The sequence below is a fragment of the Reichenbachiella sp. MALMAid0571 genome (assembly GCF_040151475.1).
Lineage (GTDB): Bacteria > Bacteroidota > Bacteroidia > Cytophagales > Cyclobacteriaceae > CAXBNB01.
Map to the genome: position 1 here is coordinate 16,565 of NZ_JBDKWG010000124.1, position 21,273 is coordinate 37,837.

Below are 21,273 nucleotides of genomic sequence, written 5' to 3' on the forward strand. Positions count from 1 at the left end.
TTTAAACAATTCATGGTCACAAAAAACAAACCCCTCATATTAGATTTTCACCTTGACCTTTCCATGAATGCACTGGAGTGGAACAGAGATCTTACCTGGTCGGTAGCGGAAATACGAGCGAAAGAAAAAGGAATGACTGACAAGCCCGACAGGGGAAATGGTACAGTTACTTTTTCAGAGATGAGGGCTGGCAATATTGGGCTTTGTGTGGCAACATTGATTGCACGGTATGTCAAAAAAAGCAATAAGCTACCGGGATGGAATTCTCCTGAACAAGCCTGGGCACAAACTCAGGGACAACTTGCCTGGTACCGGGCTATGGAAGAAAAAGGACAACTGGTGCAAATCACTAACCTTGCTGGCCTTGACTCACACCTACAGTTATGGGGAAATCCTACTATAGATACGCCAATAGGCTATATATTAAGTCTGGAGGGAGCTGATTCTATTGTCACTATTAATCACTTGGAAAGGGCCTATGAACAAGGACTCAGGGCAATAGGCCCTGCGCATTATGGCCCAGGCACGTATGCTCAGGGTACAGATGCCACCGGAGGAATTGGAGTAAAAGGAAAAGAATTGCTAAAAGAGGTCGAGAACCTCGGGATTATCCTGGATGCGACCCATCTATGTGACAACAGCTTTTGGGAAGCCATGGACTGCTTCCACGGACATGTATGGGCAAGTCATCAAAATTGCAGGGCATTAGTCAACCACAACAGGCAGTTTTCTGACGAACAGCTAAAAGAACTAATCAGTAGAAATGCCGTCATCGGTTCTCCCTTGGATGCCTGGATGATGGTGTCGGGTTGGGAGCGTGGCAAATCCACACCTCGAAGCACAAGACTCTCTTTGGAAAGCATGATAGACCACATGGATCACATCTGTCAACTGGCCGGAAATGCCAATCATATTGCCATTGGTACTGATCTGGATGGTGGATTCGGCACAGAGCAATGCCCGGCCGACTTAGATACAATAGCCGATCTTCAAAAACTTCCCAACATGCTTGCCATCAGAGGATACTCTCAAGATGACATCAGTAGCGTCTTGCATGGCAATTGGTTAAGGTTTTTAAGAAGAGCGTGGGAATGAGTTTCACTTTAAAAAAACAACCCTCCAAAAGTTTAAAATTTTTAGAGGGCTCGAATATTCTTAGGAAAACTGGGGTACTATTATAGGCAAACGCATCTAAAAACAAAAACCTCATTACCGTACCCCATGAAATTAGAATCAACCCTAACAGACCCCAGAACACCCGTCTGCCGACGAGGCAGGTGCCTGAGGATAGTAAGAATTTTTAAATGCGTTTGTCCTGGGTATTATTATTCTACCCGTTCCACTACCAAATTATGGTTGGTATAAATGCAAATATCAGCTGCTATATTGAGGCTTTCACGAACCATTTCTTCGGCAGTGAGCTTGTCTCCGGCGTGTTTTTTCATAGCAATTGCGGCAGACTGGGCATACATGCTACCAGAACCAATCACTGCAACATCATTATCCGGCTCCAACACATCTCCTGTACCGGATACAATCAATATTTCATCTTTGTCTGCAACGATTAACATGGCTTCCAATTTCCTCAGGTAACGATCCATCCGCCAGTCTTTAGCCAATTCTATAGCTGCACGCTTCATATTGCCGCCATAGGAATTGAGTTTTTCTTCAAACCTTTCCAAAAGGGTAAAAGCATCAGCCGTTGATCCTGCAAATCCAGTCACTATCTTTCCATCTTGTAATTTTCGTATTTTCTTGACATTGCTTTTGGCCACTGTGTTCCCAAGTGTTGCCTGCCCGTCTGCCCCTATCGCTACTTTTCCGTTGTGTTTGATGGCACATACGGTCGTTGATCTCAATTTAGTCATCTAATTCTTTTCTATTGGATTGTGTAAAACGAAAAAAAGGCTTTAGAAGTTTGTCCTAAAGCCTTTCAAATATTTCATATTGTTTAAATCAAAATCCTAACCGGATCTTCTATCAGTCCCTTCAAAGTCTGTAGGAAAGCCGATCCTACAGCTCCATCTACAGTCCTGTGGTCACAAGTCAATGTCACTTTCATTACATTACCCGGAACGATTTCGCCATTTTTTACTACTGGAGTTTGCTTGATCGCACCTACTGCCAAAATACAAGATTCCGGTGCATTGATAATAGAAGTAAATTCTTCTATACCAAACATACCCAGGTTAGATACGGTAAATGTATTTCCCTGCATTTCATCCAACTGCAATTTTTTAGCCTTGGCTTTAACACCAAACTCTTTTACTTCAGCTGAGATCTGAGACAATGATTTGTTGTCTGCAAATTTTACTACCGGCACTACAAGTCCGTCTTCAATAGCCATTGCCACACCTATACTGATATGGTGGTTTTTTCTAATGCTATTGGTGTCACTCATCCAGTAAGTATTCACGTCCGGATGTTTTCTCAAAGCAGCAGCAGCAGCTTTGATGATAATATCGTTGAAAGATATTTTTACAGGAGACAGGTCATTGATACTTTTTCTGGCCTTCATGGTTTTATCCATGTCGATCTCCATAGTCAAGTAGAAATGTGGTGCTCCAAATTGGCTGTTGTTCAAGCTCTTTGTGATCGCCTTTCTCATTTGAGTAGCTGGCACATCTTCATAGCTTTCTACTCCAACCACACCCGGTGCAGCTGTTGCTCCGGCTGCTACAGGAGCAGCAGAAGGTACAAATGACTCAACATCTCTTTTTATTATTCTTCCACCGTCACCACTTCCTTGTACTTGTGCTAAATCTATTCCTTTTTCTTTGGCCAGACTTTTAGCCAACGGGGAAGCTACTATACGACCATTGCTCGACACATTACTAGCTACCGGAGTAGCAGTAGGAGCAGCATTGGCTTGTGGAGCAGTAGATTTTTGTTCAACTGGTGCTGGAGTTGTTGTTTCTTTAGCAGCAGGTTTAGCTGTTTGAGCTGTTTGAGCTGTTTGAGCTTTCAACAATGTTTGATAATCAGCTCCCTTTTCTCCAATAATGGCTATTACACCATCAACAGGCACACCTTTTCCAGCTTCCACGGCCTGATAAAGTAGCACTCCATCTTCGTAGTTTTCCAGTTCCATTGTGGCTTTATCGGTTTCTACTTCCGCCAGTATATCTCCTGACTTTACAGTATCACCTACCTTCACCAACCAGGAAGCGATTATGCCTTCTTCCATAGTATCACTCATCTTTGGCATAGTGATTACCTGAGCATTGATGCCGGAAGTATCAACGGCTTCTGCCGGAGCAGTTTCTGTCGCATTTTCGGCTTTTGGTTCTGATTCAGTTTTTTCAGTAGCTTTGGGAGTGCTTGAAATGCCAGCCAGCAAGCTGTCTATATTTTCTCCTTTTTTTCCAATAATGGCTATCACCCCATCAACAGGTACCGATTCTTTTTCCTGAATTCCAATGTGCAACAAAACCCCATCTTCATAAGATTCCAACTCCATTGTTGCTTTATCCGTCTCTACTTCAGCCAGGATATCTCCTGATTTCACAGTATCACCCACCTTCTTCAACCAAGAGGCAATAACTCCCTCTTCCATGGTGTCGCTCATTTTGGGCATTTTGATAACTTCAGCCATATATTCTAGTGTTTTTAAATCAAACCGCTAAATTAGTTTTATTTCGATCTTTATTCAAATTAAATACTGTAGTTAATCTACTTTTGAACCAACTAATTTTCAATTCCCGAAATTAGTTGACTCTTTAATTAAGAATTATACGGAATACTGTTTAATCCTGGTTTTCAAATTATTTCAATGCCTTTAATCTCTACCTCTTCTTATAAAAAACCCAAACTACTGTTCAATCGACATATTGAAACAATTGTTCCGGGGCTCTTACGAAATGTAAAAAATGCATCTAAATATGAAAGGGAGAGAATAACAACTCCCGATGGCGACTTTTTAGATTTAGACTGGATCAAAAACGGAGCTAAGAGGTTGGTCATTATCTCTCATGGATTAGAAGGGGATTCACAACGTCCCTATATAAAAGGTATGGCAAAAGCTTTTTCCAATGACAATTGGGATGTATTGGCCTGGAATTTCCGAGGTTGTAGTGGAGAAAAAAATAACACGAAGGTTTTTTACCACAGTGGAGCCACCTATGACCTGCAATCCGTTGTAAGTCATGCTACGGAAAAACAATATGAAAAAATAATACTAATAGGGTTTAGTCTGGGAGGAAATTTGACGCTTAAATATTTGGGCGAACCTGAGTCGCAGAATATTGAGCAGATAAAAGGAGCGGTGACCTTTTCCGTTCCGTTAGATTTAGCGGGCTGCTCAAATGAAATCGATCAGCCGCATAACATTCTATACTCCAGAAGATTTTTAAAGTCGCTAAAGAAAAAAGTGAAAGACAAAAACGGAGACCTTGCGGGGTTTGGCAATATAGATATCGTCGATTCTTTAGGCTCTATCTACGATTTTGACAATGAGATTACTGCTCCATTGCATGGTTTTAAAGATGCCAACGACTATTACCAATCATGTAGTTCCAGAAATTTTATTTCTTCGATAAAAATTAAGACCTTAGTGGTAAATGCACAAAATGATCCATTTTTGTCAGCGAGTTGTTTGGATACATCGTTGTTCGAAAATTTGGATACAGTATTTTTCGAAACACCTAAACAAGGAGGACATGTAGGATTTAGTTCTTACAATGAAACAGGCATGTATTGGTCTGAACAAAGGGCATTGGAGTTTGTAAACGAGGAATTGGAAAAATCATGATTGACAGGTACACTATATATTCGGTTTCAGAGGAAATATCGAAAAGGTTTAACATCCAAAATGAAGAATCTCTCGAAGCAGAATATAACGCAGCTCCCACAAAAAAACTTCCGCTAATCGTAAATATTGCCAAAGAAGGGCTCTCTTTTGTGTATTGGGGTACTATAGAAAAATGGTCTAACAAAAAATCTATTTCTTCTAAACTAATCAATGCCCCAATCGAAGAACTGCTAAAAAAAGCTACACTGAAAGCAGCATTGCAAAGCCGTAGATGTATTATTCCTGCAAATGGCTTCTACCTGTGGAAAACTGTAGGAAAAAAGAGTAAACGTCCTTATTATTTCAAACTAAATGACCAAGCCCTTTTTGGAATGGCGGGACTTTGGGAAGAATACGATGACCTTGACGGAAAAATGTTGCATACTTTCAAGATAATTACTACTGAAAACAAATTAGGCATCAAAGAATTTGGAGATGAAATGCCCGCCATATTGAGTAAAGAAAATGAACAGGAATGGTTGAAGCCAGGGTTACAATCAGATGAATTATTGAATATGATAAAACCGTTAGATTCTATTAACAATATCAGCTTTCACCCTGTATCTCCATTCATCAACAACATCGACTACAACTTTCCGGAAATGATCAATATTCAGCCTTCTATTGATCAAAAAGGGAATTACACTTTATTTGAATAAAAAATTACTTTTTTGGTTTTGATTTAATTCCTTTTATTTTTGGTTCGTTATCAGCTGAAACTATATTACTATGAACAAACTTTTTAAATGGGTGATCCCCATGCTGATAGGCATTTGTTTTCAGGCTCAGTCCCAAAGTTTAGACAAGAAAAAATTCAAAGCGGAAGGGTACTTCTACACCGAAAAATTTGACAAAGCGAGAGAAGCTTATGAAGAAATTCTGACAATCGATTCTGATTTTGGAACAGGCATCTATCGATTGGAAATATGCTCACTACTTACAATAGCCAAAAACAAACCGCTAACCAAACTTGAATCGTTTTCTAAAACTCAGGGTAGAAAGGATAAGTTTTACAACTACTGGATGGCCAAACTATATTTCCAGCAAAACAATTTTAAAAAAGCAATTGAAACAGCGGACAGGTTTATCAATTCCAAACAGTATAAGAGTAAAGAAATCATACAGGAAATTAAAGATTTAAGAGATAAATCTGAAAAAATATTTGAATACTATAACTCTCCGGCCAACTATGAAGTGGAGCATTTGCATAGCAATGTGAATTCAAACTTTCATGAATCCAGTCCTGTATATTTCAGAGAAAAAGAAGAGCTTTTGTTCCTGTCGTCCAGGCCTGTAGATGGTGAAAACTCAAAAGGTGAGACATTTTACATCTATGAATCCAAAAGAGATGGTGGTGAGTGGACTCCAGCCAGAAGATTGGCAAATCTTGGAACTTATAAATTGGAAAATGCCAATATCGAAGTAGTAAGAAATGACGGACGGCTATTTGTTTACTCCGATAAAGGTGGAGGGGATTTATTTTACAGCCATCTGACAAATGGCAAATGGAGTTCACTGGTAGAATTTGATGAAAAAATTACTGACACAAAGTTAGAATCTCATTTCTTTCTCAATGAAAAAGAAAACAGAATTCTCTTCGCTCATCGAAAAAAATCGGGCACAAAAGACCTTGATATCTTCCAATCAATAAAAGATCCTTCGACCGGAACATGGAGTACACCAGTACACATCACTTCAAAGATCAACTCAGATATGGATGAAGACTATCCGTTTTTATCTGAAGATGAAAAAACGCTATACTTTTCATCCAAAGGACATGGCTCAATAGGAGGTTTTGATATTTTCAAATCAGAATTAGATGAAAGTACAAATACATGGTCTGAACCGGAAATGCTGAAATATCCGATAAACACCCCTGATGACGACATTCAATTTAAAATTGATGAAGAATTGAACTCAGGTTATTTTGTTTCAAACAGATTTGAGTCAAAAGGGCGATACGACATATTTTTCTTCCATGAAGCCGATAAAGTATTTGTGGAAGGGAAGGTACTTGACGGAAAAGGCGAGATAGTAAGCAATGCCGAGCTAAAATTCAGTCAGAAGAGAAGTACAGGCCTGTTGGTACGGTCAATGTCGGATGAAAAAGGACAGTTCAAAGTAACTTTGGGAGCCGATGATGAAATTACCGTTGAAATCAGATTTCATCAGGAATTAATTCATTCCGAGTCTTTCACCAGTCCGAATTCAAATGGAAGTTCAGGTATTTTCAATATCGATTTCAAGCTACCAATGAAGAAAGAAGAATTGGTCGCAGAAATAGTGGAAGTAGAAGAAAAAGATCCTAAATACGCCCAGGTAGAAGAAATATCAAGCAAGTTTAGAAAAAGCAATAAAGCACGGATAGGCAACATCTATTTTGCCGTAAATGACTATCAGCTACCTACAGAAGGAAATGAAAGACTTGACGCATTATTAGAAGCATTGAAGCAAAATCCCACTTTGAAATTTGAAATTTCAGGTCATACGGACAATCAGGGATTGGCTTCAGAAAATTTGACCCTCTCGCATAAAAGAGCCGAATCGATAGTGGCTTATCTGGTGAGACAGGGAATAGATTCTAAACGGCTGATCGCCAAAGGCTATGGTGAAACCAAACCACTTGCCTCAAATGACGATGAAGAAAACGGAAGAGAATTGAACAGAAGAATAGAAGTAGCTGTACTGGAGTAGTAACTTTTATACAAATTCTCTTAAATTGCTTTAAAAAATTATTCAAATGCTTAACTCAAAAATAGTAGGTACTGGTCACTATGTGCCTGATAATGTAGTAAAAAACAAAGACCTGGAATCGGTCATGGAAACCAGCGATGATTGGATCGTGGAACGCACCGGAATTCATGAAAGAAGGCACATTGTGCTAGGTGGTGAAGACACTACATCAACCATGGGCACCAAAGCGGCCAAAATGGCTCTGAAAAATGCAAACCTGCAGCCCGATGACATAGACTTTATCATATTTGCCACACTTAGTCCTGACTATTATTTCCCAGGCCCAGGAGTTTTGGTACAAGAGCAATTGGGTATGAAATCTGAAATTGGTGCGCTTGATGTTAGAAATCAATGTTCCGGATTCATATATGGGCTGTCTGTTGCGGATCAGTTTATTAAAACAGGCATGTATACAAATGTACTGGTAATAGGCAGTGAAGTACATAGTGGTGGCCTGGATATGACTACAAGAGGCCGTGGGGTTTCAGTGATTTTCGGAGATGGTGCAGGAGCCGTGGTAATGCAAGCGATAGACAACAATAAAACCGGAGTACTTTCCTCCCATTTGCACTCAGAAGGAAAACATGCTGAAGAACTTTCTCTCATTTCACCAAGCACCACCGACTGGGTGCCCAATTTTATCGAAAGAAACGACCCTGAAGATATCAGGTATTATCCATATATGAATGGAAACTTTGTGTTTAAAAATGCCGTTGTAAGATTTCAACAAGTGATTATGGAAGCCTTGAATCATAACGGCTACAAACCAGAAGAAATTGACATGCTAATACCACATCAGGCGAATTTAAGAATTAGTCAATTTATCCAGAAACAGATGAATTTGCCCGACAGTAAAATATTCAACAACATCCAAAAATATGGCAACACGACTGCCGCATCCATTCCGATTGCATTGAGTGAAGCGGTAGCAGAGGGACGTATTAAAGAAGGAGATTTGTTGTGTCTTGCTGCTTTTGGAAGCGGATTTACCTGGGCAGCTGCATTGATTCGATGGTAAAAGATTAGTTTTACTATATGCGTCTCTCTGCCAAAAAATCTGTACTACACATTGCTTTAATATTATTTACAAGTTCATTGTATGCTCAGGATTTTTACCTGAACCTAAATGACTCCAGCATCATCGCAACAGGTGATTCTTTAGACAATAAAAGACATGGTAAATGGGTTTTTAAAGATCAATACAATAAGCTGGTGGCTTTGGGTTTTTACGACCATGGTGTACAGGACAGTATTTGGGTTAGGTACGAAAATCGCCGTATAAGAGAAATACTCCGACTTAGAAATGGCAAAAGGGATGGAACCTACACAAGCTACGATCCCTTCGAAGTAATTGTATCAGAAGCCGAATATAAAAACAATGTATTGGATGGAGAATACATCGAATACTACAATACAGGCGCTATGGGATTGCATGGCTACTACAAATCCGGCCTGAAAGACAGTACCTGGATTGAATATTCTGAATATGGCATCCCAAATTATATTAAAAGGTATAAAAACGATCAGGCACATGGGCAATGGGAATTCTACTATCCATCTTCCAGGCTTCAACGCATCGAGTCCTATGCTTACGGTACTGAAAACGGACAATGGACAGAATACTACAAAAACAAAGTAATTGGTCGCCAGTACTACTATAAAAATGGTTTGCTCGACAGCCTCTATCAGGAATATTTCGACAGTGGATTACTCAGTGTGGAAGGGTTTTACAAGTTTGGACAAAAAATGGGTGTTTGGATCAACATGACACTCAATGGCAACATCTATTCTATAGGAGAATATCAAAATGACCTGAAATCAGGAATATGGAAATACTTTCACGAATCCGGTGCACTGCAATCTGAAGGTGAATATAAAAACGGACTGAAGGAAGGCCAATGGATTTACTATTACGAATCAGGAAAATTGCAGAGTATAGGCTCTTTTCAAAACGATGAGAAATCCGGACTCTGGGGACATTTTTATGAAAATGAACAAATTCTACAGGATGAAAACTGGGATCAGGGACGCTTGATTGACGTTGGAGACTACTTTTCGATCAAAGGTGAAACATTGCCTAAAGGAAACTTTTTATCAGGAAACGGTATTCGCAACACTTACTACGAAACCGGAGAATTGAAGTCAAAAGAGGTTTACGCCAACGGCTATGCCAATGGACATTGGGTAACCTTTCACAGTAACGGAAAAATAGAATCTGAAGGAAACTATGAAAATAATATCCGCACAGGAGTGTGGAAATACTACAACCGAAAAGGTAAACCGATCGGATCAAAAAACTTTGACTCCAATTAGCCTTTCATAAAATACACTCTAATGGAAATTGTATTCAGGCCTTTTTCTCAACTTACAAATGAGGAGCTGTATGCCGTTTTGCGTTTGAGGTCTGAGGTATTCGTGGTAGAACAAAATTGTGCTTATTTAGACCTAGATGATTGCGATCAAAAAGCAATGCATCTCTTAGGGTTCCTCAGAACAGAACTGGCAGCATGTGCAAGAATATTCGCTCCCGGAGATTATTTTGATGGTTATGCCTCTATCGGACGCATTGCAACCTCTCCCAGATTCAGAAACCTAGGCTATGGCAAAAGAATAGTAACCGAAAGCCTGATGAAAATCTCCGAACTATATGGCTCAGATTGCCCTGTCAAAATTGGTGCTCAGGCATATTTAACAAGGTTTTACAAATCACTTGGATTCACCAGCACTCAGGAGGAATACATTGAAGATGGCATTCCGCATGTATATATGATGAAGTAATGTCAACACAGTATATCTTTTTTTACGGCACGCTCATGTGCGCTGAGGTTTATGAAGCCATAACCGGCAAACCTCTGGTAGCGGAAAACGCTACTTTAAGCGATTTCAAAATTTACAGCCTGCAAAACAGGGCTTATCCGGGAATTATTCCATCAAAAGATTCGGAAGTTAGAGGACTGGTAACTAAAGTTGGTCAGGAAACACTTGATCGTCTGGACTGCTTTGAAGGAGAAGAATACCACCGGACATTGGTAGAAGTAACCAGCACAACTGGCAATATCATTAAGTCTTGGGCTTATGTTCTAAAAGAAAGCCACCGTTCACTAGCTGAAATGGAGGGTTGGGATTATGAGAAGTTCCTAAAGGTTCATTTGGAAAACTATCTCTTATAAATTACTTACAAATACGGCTTTGCATTTTTAGGGCATTTTCATCAAACAAAGCGTTTGATAAATAGTAACAAGCACTATCTGGTTTATTGATTTTCAAATAGCATTCTGCCATCTTGGTCAATAGAATCTCATCTGATGGATTCATAAAATACGTGGATCGAAAGTATGTAAGAGCCTTTGTGAAATCATTTTTCACGTAGTACTCAATCGCCATATTAAATTTTTTTCTGTACCTTTTAAGACAATCAGGATTTTGAAATGTAATAGGAAGTATCATCCTTGTATTAACAGTAACACCCTCGACTTTTCCTGGATTCCATTTCCCAGAAGTCATTTCAATTGCTTTCAATGAACGTGCTGTTAATATCGAATCCATTCTATTTAATGCATAAAGACTATCTAAACCTCCATTCTGATTTATAATAAAATGGATATATATTCTGCCCATTTTACAACCGAACCTTGCTCCAACAGTATACTTTATCTTTTTATACAAATAATCATAAAAGTCACTCATATCTCCATCAATATATGTGGGCAAACTATCCACCTCTTCATATACAATATATTCATTTGAAGGCATCTCATTTTCATTCTGCGAAAAGCAAAAATTGTATTTGGCACATAGTAGTAAAATCAGTACCCAGCTTAACTTCTTTATTAAATTCATTTTAGCTTAATTTTAATATTGGTCATTTAATATGTCTCTTTCTCAATCACAAAATACCTCAATAAATTCAAACTTCTCTCCGTCAAAAAATCCCAGGTCGCTCATCTTGGCTTTTGGAATCACAAGCAAAGCCATAAATGAAAGGGTCATAAAAGGTGAGTTGAGTGTAGAACCCAGCAACTTTGCAAAGTGGTCAATGGCACTGTATTCTTTGGCTACCTCATAGCCATCTTTGTCACTCATAATTCCCACTACCGGAAGACCAAGAATCATTTCATGATTGTTCCCCACTGCCGAAACTCCTCCTTTTTGCGCAATGATCAAATTTACAGCTTGACACATCGCCACAGAATCCACCCCAACCACGACTATGTTGTGGGAATCATGCCCCACCGAAGAAGCAATTGCTCCTTCTTTAAGTCCAATATTTTGAACATACCCCACCGCTACCGGGGCATCAGCATATCGGTTTACCACAGCTATTTTGAGAATATCATTTTCTATGTTGGTCTGCTTTTCATTGTCAATTAATACGCTGGGAAATAACTTGAGATTGGTAATCAACTGGCCATCCAGTGCTTCCATCACTTGTACATTGGCTTTGGTGATTTCTACATCGAAATCTTCAACAATCTTGGGGGAAGTATTGAAATTGTTGACAATCTTATTTTCTATTCGCTCAATTCTGGTAATGCCATTTTCAGCCACCAACTCACCATTGATATAGGTTTGCTTTACATTGAAATCAGCAATATTATCAATCACAATGAAATCTGCCGGATCACCTGTCTGCAAAAGACCCACATTCATTTTATAATGCTCAACAGGGTTGACGCAAGCTGCCCGAAGCACCTTAAAGAGATCAATGTCTTTAGCCAAAGCCCTTTTCACCAATAAATTGATATGCCCCTCTACGAGGTTATCAGGATGCTTATCATCCGAACAAAACATCATATTCTCAAAGTGTTCATCCAAAAGCGGTATTAACGCTTCGAAATTTTTGGCAGCACTTCCCTCACGGATAAGTATTTTCATTCCATACTTTAGCTTATCGAGAGCTTCCTCAGCAGTAAAGCACTCATGGTCCGTACTGATCCCGGCAGCTATGTATTCCCTTGCCTGCTCCCCTTTCAATCCCGGTGCATGCCCATCGACAGGTTTGCCAAGCTTCTGCGCAACATCGATTTTCTCGAACACTTCTTTGTCCTTAAACAAAACTCCCGGCCAGTTCATCATTTCTGCCAAATAATGCACCTCAGGCTTTTTAAGTAAATATTCGACATCACTTGTATCAATCACCGCTCCTGCTGTTTCAAATGTAGTAGCAGGCACGCATGAGGGTGCTCCAAAATGGAATTTGAAGTTGACCTCATTGCCATTATTAATCATATATTCTACACCCTCCACACCCAATACATTCCCAATCTCATGAGGATCGGATATAGTAGCCACCGTACCGTGCACTACCGCCAGCCTGGCAAACTCAGAAGGCACCAACATAGAGCTTTCCACATGTACATGCGCATCTACAAAACCCGGCAATAGATACTGATCATCAACTATTGACACTTTTTCTATACTAATGATTCGGGTATTATCAAAAGTGACTTCCGCAGGATAAACCTCCTTATTTAGAATATCGATTAACTGACCTGATATTTTTTTCATGAGAAGCAAATTAACAAATCACAGGGACTTTTCTCACTCCTATTTATTTGAAGGTTGGCTTTAATGTTTAATATAAAAAGAAGTTTACTTTCTATTAAATGAACGACTTATATATTTTTGCGCCTCATTAAGTTTCTGATATAATCATAAGCTTATCAGATCACACTTTTGCAGAAAGAAAAAAGGAATGAAAATCGATTACCTGACCAAGTCAGCAATTTCTAAATTTATTGACAATGCCTTGAAAGAAGACATTGGAGACGGTGATCACACGTCACTTTCTTCTATTCCCGAAAAGCTGGAAGACCAGGCCAAATTACTGGTAAAAGGAGAAGGCATACTGGCTGGAGTAGAGTTGGCAGAAATGATTTTCAAAAAGGTAGATAAAGATTTGAAACTCGAAATCCTGATAGAAGATGGTAAGGAAGTAAAATCGGGAGACGTTGCTTTTATTGTCAGAGGTAAAGCCCGCTCTATATTGACCAGTGAACGATTGGTGTTGAACTGCATGCAGCGAATGAGTGGCATAGCTACTTATACCAGGAAAATGACTGAAATGATCAAAGGCACTGGAGCTCAGTTGCTGGACACCAGAAAAACTGCTCCAAATTTTAGAATTTGTGAAAAATGGGCTGTTAAAATCGGAGGGGGAGAAAACCACAGATTTGGATTATATGACATGATATTGCTAAAAGACAATCATGTGGATTATGCAGGAGGAATCAAAAATGCTATTGAATCTACTCAGAAATACCTGAAGAATTTAAACAAGGATTTGAAAATAGAAATAGAAACCAGAACCATCCGGGAGGTAAAGGAAGTGATGGAAACTGGTGGTGTGGACGTTATCATGTTGGACAATATGTTGCCCTCTATGATGAAGGAAGCGTTGAAGATCATAAATAAAAAATACAAAACAGAAGCATCCGGAGGAATTACCGAAAAAAATATCAAGGAAATCGCAGAAACCGGTGTGGATTATATCTCTGTTGGAGCACTTACGCATTCTTACCAGAGCTTGGATTTAAGTTTGAAGGCCATAAAATAAAATATTGATGTTAGTAAAAACCAGAAAGTACAAATTAAGTAATAAGACCTACATAGGATTGGCATTTAAAAACCTGATCAAAGACCAGTGGTGGGTTATATTGATCTACCTGGCACTATGTGCCGGATATTTTATCATACCAAATATGTGGTGGATTATTGGTGCTTCTATCGCCTTGGTTTTGTACGTTCTTTTTTGGCTCATTCAGTTTGCCGGCATCTCTCAGTTGGAACAAGGTAAATTTATGTTTGAAAAACTAGCGTATGAAATCACCAGCCAGCAAATCTTGATCAAGCTGGATACCAAACGGGGAATGCCAATGAAGTGGGAAAGCATCAAACGTGCCGTTGTTGGCAAAGATGCGTTTGTATTGATCGTAAATAAAGCCCAACTAATTCACCTTCCTTTCAAAATTTTCAATTCACACAATGAAGTGAAATTCATTGAAACCATATTGAAAAGAAAAGGGCTTGTAAAAGAGCAACAAACCCGTTGAGGACAAAATTATTGCACAATTAATCCCCCAATCCTGGCTCACTTCCTACTGCCAATACAGTTTTAGAGTTTCTAAAAGTTGAAACTTTATACCTGTATGGTTCACAAAAGGCAAAAGTAAAGTATTAAGCAGTACTTACTTCACCTCCTCATAGTCCACAAAATCGCCTCCTTTGAAATCCGTATTGGAAGGCTTTCCTTTTTTGCCTTCCGATGGAATGTAATCAATGTTTACATTTCCATCAGAAGGTTTTTTATATTGTGATTGCCTGTGATTTTGACCTGACGTATTTTGATATTTTTTCACAAAACCCGAAAACAGCATCCGCATGATGAAGCCTCCGACTTTAACGAAGATAAATATGATTAGAAATATTATTAATAAAAGCTTAAACATACCTTCATTTACCTATTTACTCAGGTATAAGTTTCGTTCACTGTAAATTTTCATGAAATAATCGTCCATCAGGTCATCTATAAAATAGATGGCTTCTCCTGTTGATTTCATTTCAGGCCCGAGTTCTTTATTCACATTTGGAAATTTATGGAAAGAGAACACTGGTTCTTTAATTGCATAACCGCTTTTATAAGGCTTAAAATCAAAATCCTTTACTTTTTTCTCACCCAACATCACTTTGGTGGCATAATTTACATAAGGTTCTCTATAGGCTTTGCAAATAAATGGCACTGTACGAGAAGCCCTTGGATTTGCCTCAATGATGTACACTTTGTCATTTTTTATCGCAAATTGGATGTTGATTAAACCAACCGTTTCCAATGCCTTGGCAATTTTGATCGTATATTCTTCGATTTGCCGCATTACTAAATCTCCAAGATTATAAGGAGGAAGTACTGCATAAGAATCCCCGGAGTGAATTCCGGCAGGTTCTATATGTTGCATGATTCCGATGATATATACATCTTCTCCATCGCAAATGGCATCCGCTTCTGCTTCAATCGCTCCTTCAAGGAAATGATCCAAAAGAATCCTTCCATCTGGCTTGTCCTTCATCAGATTTACCACATGCTCTTCCATTTCCTGCTCATTGATCACAATTTTCATACTCTGGCCTCCCAACACATAACTAGGACGAACAAGTAAAGGAAATCCAATTTCTTTTGATAATTCTATGGCCTGATCTGCATCTTCCACAGTTCCATAAGGAGGATAAGGAATTTTAAGTTCTTTCAACAGGTCAGAAAAACGTCCCCGATCTTCTGCAAGGTCAAGTGCTTCGTAACTTGTACCAATTACTTTGATACCATATCTGGTAAATTTCTCTGCAAGCTTCAGAGCTGTCTGTCCACCCAACTGCACAATGACACCTACAGGATTTTCATGTAAGATGATATCATAAATATGCTCCCAGAATACAGGCTCAAAATACAGTTTATCAGCAATGTCAAAATCCGTAGAAACGGTTTCAGGATTGCAATTGATCATGATAGTTTCATAACCGCATTCCTTGGCTGCCAATACTCCATGCACACAAGAATAATCAAATTCAATTCCTTGCCCGATGCGGTTAGGACCGGAACCCAGTACTATTATTTTCTTCTTGTCTGAAGACACAGACTCGTTTTCATCATCAAATGAGGAGTAATAATAAGGTGTTTGGGCTTCAAACTCAGCGGCACATGTGTCAACCAGCTTGTACACCCTTTTTATACCAAAATCATTTCTTTTGGTATAGACCTCACTTTCAAGGCATTTCAACAAGTGTGCTATCTGCCTGTCTGCATAACCCTTTTCCTTGGCTGTTTTCAGCAAATGCTTAGGCAATGATTCCAGAGAGTAATTTTCAATTTCATTTTCCAAAACAATCAATTCCTCAATCTGATGCAGGAACCAATTATCAATTTTGGTTAATTTTTTAATGGTTTTAAATGGAATGCCCATTTTAAACGCATCATATATATGGAATAATCTGTTCCAACTTGGATTTTCCAGACTATAAAGGATTTCCTGCTGGTCATTCAGTTCTCTGCCATCTGCTCCAAGTCCATTTCTTTTGATCTCAAGTGACTGACAGGCTTTTTGCAGAGCCTCCTGGAAGTTTCTTCCAATACCCATTGCCTCGCCTACGGATTTCATCTGAAGGCCAAGCTTGCGATCAGAACCTGGAAATTTATCAAAATTCCATCTTGGTATTTTTACAATCACATAGTCCAATGCTGGTTCAAAAAACGCAGAAGTGGTCTTAGTGATTTGATTTTTTAATTCATCAAGATTGTAGCCAATAGCCAATTTCGCTGCTATTTTGGCAATCGGATATCCTGTAGCTTTAGATGCCAATGCCGAAGACCGGGACACCCTTGGGTTTATCTCAATACCAACAATCTCGTCAGTTTCCGGATGAACAGAAAACTGGACATTACATCCTCCTGCAAACTCACCAATGGCGTTCATCATTCTTTTTGCCAGATCCCTCATGTTCTGGTACACCGTATCGGGCAATGTCATAGCAGGAGCCACTGTAATGGAATCTCCCGTATGAATACCCATTGGATCAAAGTTTTCTATCGAGCAAATGATAATAATGTTACCAATATTGTCACGCAGCAGCTCCAACTCATATTCTTTCCATCCCAATATACTTTGCTCCACCAATACTTCATGAATCGGGGATGCCTGCAATCCGGCGTTCAAAGCATTGTCAAATTCTTCAGGGGTGTTCACAAAGCCTCCGCCGTATCCACCGAGTGTATAGGAAGGACGGATAACCAGTGGAAATCCAATTTCCTGAGCGATTTCTTTTCCTGTTAAAAATGACGTGGCAGTTTCTCCTTTACAGACATTCACTCCAATTTCATTCATTTTCAACCTGAATTTCTCGCGATCTTCTGTGGTCTCAATAGCGCCTATATCGACACCTATCATCTTCACTCCATATTTCTCCCAAATACCGGCAGCATTACAGTCAATGGCCAGGTTCAGTGCAGTTTGTCCTCCCATAGTAGGCAAGACAGCATCAATATCGTGTTTTTCTAAAATTTCCCTTATGGATTGTTTTGTAAGGGGTTTCAAGTATATGTTATCGGCTGTTACGCTATCAGTCATGATGGTAGCCGGATTGGAATTGATCAGGGTAACCTCGATACCTTCCTCTCTAAGTGAACGGGCCGCTTGGGATCCTGCATAATCAAATTCACAAGCCTGACCAATGACGATTGGCCCGCTACCGATAATCAAAACTGACTTGATGCTATTGTCTCTTGGCATAGTAGTGCTATGGGGATTGGTGCAAATTGGCGCAAATTTAGATTAGAAAGGATTAGATTAAAAGGTAATCCACAGACAAATTTCCATTATTGGAATAATAATTTCATTTTGATTTTGTTATTCTTTTTTGATTGAGTCAATCGACTTAGATTTGAGACACATTATATGAAATTTATATGCTCAAAAGGAAAGCCCTAATAGTATTGACAACAATCACTGTGGTTGTTTCAGGTTGTACCAGTGAAAAATCTCAGAAGGAAGACAGAGCAACAACACAGGCAAGTGATGTAATAGGCAAATGGCAGGCACAATGGGTAACAGACCCTTCTTCTTATCCAGATGTAGATCCTTCTGTCAATTTCACCATGAATGGCAAGTTCGAATTTGATTCTAAAGGAAAGGTAACAATCTCTGCGTATGGTTACAAAGGATGCATTTTTAGTAGCGACACATTAGTGCATTCACTAAATTGGAAACTAAAAAATGACACCCTTCAACTGGTTAATGAAAATGACGTACATGGCATGACCTATTCTGTTTTGAACTTATCTACAGAAAAAATGAAACTCCAGCTAATGGATGACATATTTTTAAACCTGAGTAAACTCTGATATATAAACTAAGGTCATTTCAATTTTCTACCATTTCTCTTTCCAACAGAAGCGATCATTAGCAAACAGTCTCCATTAGGCTGATAACTGTAATTTTACTTTAATTCATAATAATCCTCAATTACCTTTTATATCTTTATCAGGTTTATTGTAAGAAAACAAAAACTCAAAATTTAAATTTTCAAACTCATGAAAAAATTTCTTGTCATAATTGGAAGTCTCATTGGCGTATTGATCCTGGCCATGATATTGATTCCGATCATTTTCAAAGACGATATAAAAAAGGCAGTGGATGATGCTATGGCTGACAACCTAAATGCAAATGTTTTCTATGATCCGGATGGCATTAATCTCACCCTTTTTAGCAATTTTCCGGACTTTACCTTCGGTATGGATGATTTTGGGATTTCCGGTATTGGCAAATTCGAGGGGGACACTCTGGTATCGGTTGGTTCCTTTGAAGTAGTAATAGACGTAATGTCCGTAATATCAGGAGATAAAATCACCATCAGTTCGATCACACTCGACGAACCAAAGATACTGGTGAAAGTATTGAAAGATGGTAGTGCAAATTATGATATTGCCAAGACCACTGAAGATACCGCCGTTGAAGAAACACCTGAAAATGCAGAGGCATCAGCTTTCAGCATTGGCATCAATAAATGGGAAATAGTAAATGGCAGTCTCGATTATATCGACGAATCAATGGCATTTACGACTTCCCTAAAAGGGCTCAATCACACCGGATCAGGAGATTTCGCCTTAGATATATTCGATATGATCACCAAAACCACTGTGGATGATTTTTCTCTTGGATATGAAGGTGTAGAATACATGTCTCGCAAAACCCTGGACATTGACATGATCATGAGTATGGATCTGGCCAACGCCAAATATACATTTAAGGAGAACACTGTTAAGTTAAATGATTTTGGTTTTGGATTCGATGGATATGTATCTATGCCAGATGAAGACATAGATATGGATATTACCTATTCAGGGAAAGAAATCTCTATGAAAAGCATTTTATCTTTAATTCCCGGTGATTATCAAAGTTACTTGGACGGTGTGACAGCTGGTGGTGAGGTTAATTTTGACGGCTTTGTTCGAGGTAAATACAATGAAACCCTACTACCAACTGTCAACACCAAATTAGGGATAAAAAATGGGAGTATCCGATATGCCGAATACCCTATTCCAATGGAAAAAATCAATGTAGCTACAGAATTGAATGTACCGGGAGAAAATATGAATGCCATGTCTTTTGATATGTCAAAATTTCACATGCTGGTAGATGGAGAAGAAGTAAGTGCTACTATGTCTTTTAAGAACCTGGACAATTACACCTGGGCATTTTCTCTTTTAGGTAATCTGGACTTAGAGAAAATTTTGAAAATAGTGCCAATAGAAGGCACCCAGCTTAAAGGCAAAATCAAGGCTGATTTTAAGACTTCAGGAAATATGGCTCTGGTAGAAGCTGAAAAATATGACCAGTTGCCAGCCAGTGGCAATATGTCCATTGATGGATTCTACTTTTCAAGCCCTGACCTTCCACAAGGATTTGGCATCACTTCATCCAAAATGTCATTTAACCCTAAATATATTACGCTTACCAATTTTGATGGCACTATAGGTAAAAGTGATATCCACATGGATGGCAATATTCAAAATTACATCGGCTTTGCACTGGACTCAACAGAAGTTTTGACTGGTCAATTGAATTTTTCTTCCAACTCGTTTGACCTGAACGAATGGATGGTGGAAGAAGAAACAGTCGAAACAGAATCCGGTGAAGACAGCCTGGCACTTGAAGTAGTAAGGATTCCTGTGAATATTGACTTTGTAATGAATGCTTCCATGAAGAAAATCATTTACGACAACCTTAATATTGAAAACCTAAAAGGCAATATCGTAATAAAAGATGGTGCTGCCAGAATGCAGGGAGTTGATTTTGATATGTTGAAAGGTAAATTCACAATGAGTGGATCTTATGTTACCGCCAATGTAGAAAATCCTGAATTTGATTTTATGTTTGGAATCAAAGGATTGTCGATTCCAGCTTCATTCGAAGCATTCAATACCGTTCAACAACTAGCTCCTATAGCTAAAAATGTCAATGGAAATTTCTCAACAGACTTTAAAATTGGTGGAGTGCTGGGTCCTGACATGATGCCTGTTTATGACAAGCTTTTTGGTTCCGGATTAATCCAAATAGCCGATGCTGCATTGTCAGGATCAAAAATTACTTCAGCCATTTCTACCGTCACAAAATTGAAAGGTGGAAGTGGTGAAACCGAGGGGGTGAAGTTAAAAGACGTAATCATGGATGCTGAGATAAAAGACGGAAGACTACATGTAAAACCCTTTGATGTAAGCATTGGAGGATACAAAACCACAGTTTCAGGATCAAATGGTATTCTGGGAGATCTGGATTATAAACTGAAAATGGATGTGCCATCCGGAGCAGCGGGAGCTGCTTTAAATAGTGCTTTGTCATCTTTCACAGGAGGAAAATCCATTGTTGGCGAAAACATAAAATTAAACCTTGGGCTTCAAGGAACCTATGATGACCCAAAAGTTGGCCTATTGGGAACAGAATCCGGGGAAGGAGGAGCTGGCAGTACGGCAAAAGCTGCTGCAAAAGCAGCTTTGGATGAACAAAAAGCAAAAGCTCAGGCAGAGTTAGACAAGAAAAAAGCCGAAGCAGAGGCGAAAGCAAAAGCTGAATTGGAAAAGAAAAAGAAAGAAGCTGAAGAAAAAGCAAAAGCTGAAGCAGAAAAGCTGAAACAAGATGCTGCTGATAAAGCCAAAGATGCCATAAAAGGATTATTCAAAAAGAAATAATCAATAAACTACCCAACTACAA

18 protein-coding genes are annotated in these 21,273 nt (G+C 39.0%); 12 read left to right on the forward strand and 6 right to left on the reverse strand.

Features of this window, described 5'->3' with window-relative positions:
• Positions 1–12 precede the first annotated feature (12 nt).
• The gene (locus AAOP42_RS10245) at positions 13–1,095 is read left to right on the forward strand and encodes a dipeptidase (RefSeq protein ID WP_349528410.1); all 1,083 of its coding nucleotides are present in this window, start codon (positions 13–15) and stop codon (positions 1,093–1,095) included.
• Between the two features lie 230 nt (positions 1,096–1,325).
• Here AAOP42_RS10245 and hslV read toward each other — a convergent pair whose 3' ends face one another.
• On the reverse strand, positions 1,326–1,868 hold the full coding sequence (hslV, locus tag AAOP42_RS10250; protein WP_349528411.1) for an ATP-dependent protease subunit HslV: 543 nt from the start codon (positions 1,866–1,868) through the stop codon (positions 1,326–1,328).
• Positions 1,869–1,951: 83 nt separating this feature from the next.
• Positions 1,952–3,595, reverse strand: coding sequence for a pyruvate dehydrogenase complex dihydrolipoamide acetyltransferase (locus tag AAOP42_RS10255; protein WP_349528412.1), 1,644 nt, complete (start codon positions 3,593–3,595; stop codon positions 1,952–1,954).
• A 177-nt stretch (positions 3,596–3,772) separates the two neighbouring features.
• Here AAOP42_RS10255 and AAOP42_RS10260 point away from each other — a divergent pair, with 177 nt between their 5' ends.
• From AAOP42_RS10260 to AAOP42_RS10290, 7 genes are all read left to right on the forward strand, one after another.
• A complete protein-coding gene (locus AAOP42_RS10260; RefSeq protein WP_349528413.1) occupies positions 3,773–4,750 on the forward strand; it encodes a YheT family hydrolase in 978 nt (325 codons plus the stop codon).
• Entirely contained in the window at positions 4,747–5,448 is a 702-nt protein-coding gene (locus AAOP42_RS10265; protein WP_349528414.1) for an SOS response-associated peptidase, read from the forward strand. Before AAOP42_RS10260 ends, AAOP42_RS10265 begins: the two co-directional genes overlap by 4 nt.
• Before the next feature lie 70 nt (positions 5,449–5,518).
• Positions 5,519–7,483: an OmpA family protein gene (locus AAOP42_RS10270; protein ID WP_349528415.1), complete on the forward strand. Its 1,965-nt coding sequence runs from the start codon at positions 5,519–5,521 to the stop codon at positions 7,481–7,483.
• 46 nt (positions 7,484–7,529) lie between these two features.
• The gene (locus tag AAOP42_RS10275) at positions 7,530–8,540 is read left to right on the forward strand and encodes a 3-oxoacyl-ACP synthase III family protein (protein WP_349528416.1); all 1,011 of its coding nucleotides are present in this window, start codon (positions 7,530–7,532) and stop codon (positions 8,538–8,540) included.
• 17 nt (positions 8,541–8,557) lie between these two features.
• Positions 8,558–9,835, forward strand: coding sequence for a toxin-antitoxin system YwqK family antitoxin (locus AAOP42_RS10280; RefSeq protein WP_349528417.1), 1,278 nt, complete (start codon positions 8,558–8,560; stop codon positions 9,833–9,835).
• Positions 9,836–9,856: 21 nt separating this feature from the next.
• On the forward strand, positions 9,857–10,300 hold the full coding sequence (locus tag AAOP42_RS10285; RefSeq protein WP_349528418.1) for a GNAT family N-acetyltransferase: 444 nt from the start codon (positions 9,857–9,859) through the stop codon (positions 10,298–10,300).
• On the forward strand, positions 10,300–10,692 hold the full coding sequence (locus AAOP42_RS10290) for a gamma-glutamylcyclotransferase family protein (RefSeq protein ID WP_349528419.1): 393 nt from the start codon (positions 10,300–10,302) through the stop codon (positions 10,690–10,692). The genes AAOP42_RS10285 and AAOP42_RS10290 overlap by 1 nt, the downstream gene beginning before the upstream one ends.
• Before the next feature lies 1 nt (position 10,693).
• Here the strand turns inward: AAOP42_RS10290 and AAOP42_RS10295 are convergent, their stop codons facing one another.
• Both AAOP42_RS10295 and ade read right to left on the reverse strand, forming a co-directional pair.
• Positions 10,694–11,362: a tetratricopeptide repeat protein gene (locus AAOP42_RS10295; protein ID WP_349528420.1), complete on the reverse strand. Its 669-nt coding sequence runs from the start codon at positions 11,360–11,362 to the stop codon at positions 10,694–10,696.
• Between the two features lie 42 nt (positions 11,363–11,404).
• Positions 11,405–13,030 carry an adenine deaminase gene (gene ade, locus AAOP42_RS10300; protein ID WP_349528421.1) on the reverse strand — a complete coding sequence of 542 codons (1,626 nt, stop codon included), beginning with the start codon at positions 13,028–13,030 and terminating at the stop codon, positions 11,405–11,407.
• 187 nt (positions 13,031–13,217) lie between these two features.
• Between ade and nadC the strand changes: the two genes are divergently transcribed.
• Both nadC and AAOP42_RS10310 read left to right on the forward strand, forming a co-directional pair.
• Positions 13,218–14,078, forward strand: a complete 861-nt coding sequence (nadC, locus tag AAOP42_RS10305) for a carboxylating nicotinate-nucleotide diphosphorylase (RefSeq protein ID WP_349528422.1) — start codon at positions 13,218–13,220, stop codon at positions 14,076–14,078.
• Positions 14,079–14,085: 7 nt separating this feature from the next.
• Positions 14,086–14,574, forward strand: coding sequence for a YcxB family protein (locus AAOP42_RS10310; protein WP_349528423.1), 489 nt, complete (start codon positions 14,086–14,088; stop codon positions 14,572–14,574).
• Between the two features lie 135 nt (positions 14,575–14,709).
• On the opposite strand, the gene AAOP42_RS10315 is transcribed toward AAOP42_RS10310, so the two are convergent.
• Complete coding sequence (locus AAOP42_RS10315) at positions 14,710–14,880, reverse strand: hypothetical protein (RefSeq protein WP_502947655.1); 171 nt, start codon at positions 14,878–14,880, stop codon at positions 14,710–14,712.
• Positions 14,881–14,982: 102 nt separating this feature from the next.
• Positions 14,983–17,796 carry a carbamoyl-phosphate synthase large subunit gene (gene carB, locus AAOP42_RS10320; RefSeq protein WP_349528425.1) on the reverse strand — a complete coding sequence of 938 codons (2,814 nt, stop codon included), beginning with the start codon at positions 17,794–17,796 and terminating at the stop codon, positions 14,983–14,985.
• Between the two features lie 176 nt (positions 17,797–17,972).
• On the opposite strand from carB, the gene AAOP42_RS10325 reads away from it, so the two are divergent.
• Together AAOP42_RS10325 and AAOP42_RS10330 are read left to right on the forward strand one after the other, a co-directional pair.
• The gene (locus AAOP42_RS10325) at positions 17,973–18,407 is read left to right on the forward strand and encodes a lipocalin family protein (protein WP_349528426.1); all 435 of its coding nucleotides are present in this window, start codon (positions 17,973–17,975) and stop codon (positions 18,405–18,407) included.
• A gap of 189 nt (positions 18,408–18,596) precedes the next feature.
• Complete coding sequence (locus tag AAOP42_RS10330; protein WP_349528427.1) at positions 18,597–21,251, forward strand: AsmA family protein; 2,655 nt, start codon at positions 18,597–18,599, stop codon at positions 21,249–21,251.
• Positions 21,252–21,273 lie beyond the last annotated feature (22 nt).